Source organism: Pseudomonas sp. 2822-17, from assembly GCF_002742485.1.
GTDB lineage: Bacteria > Pseudomonadota > Gammaproteobacteria > Pseudomonadales > Pseudomonadaceae > Aquipseudomonas > Aquipseudomonas cyclaminis.
This window is the reverse complement of sequence record NZ_LJRZ01000650.1, coordinates 1-255: the sequence shown is the minus strand read 5'-3', so window position 1 is coordinate 255 and position 255 is coordinate 1. Positions and strand designations below refer to the sequence as shown.

Annotated in this window: 1 protein-coding gene; it reads left to right on the top strand. The window is 37.6% G+C overall.

What is annotated here, in order from left to right:
• Positions 1-255, top strand: a 255-nt coding sequence (locus AOA60_RS23720) for a SpoIIE family protein phosphatase (RefSeq protein ID WP_158235058.1), incomplete at both ends; no start/stop codon positions are given.

Below are 255 nucleotides of genomic sequence, written 5' to 3'. Positions count from 1 at the left end.
ATATGGATGTAGATGTGGTAACAGAACAGCTTAAATCAGGTGACTTATTAATTATGATGAGTGATGGCATATATGAAGCGCCAAAAACAGTAGAGAACAATGATGTATGGATGGAAAGAATAATTAAAGAGTTAGAAACGGATGATCCACAGGAAGTTGCTGATATATTAATGGAGCGTGTCATTAGGGAGACTGGGAATGAAATTAATGACGACATGACTGTTGTAGCTGCAAGACTAGACCACCATCTACCAA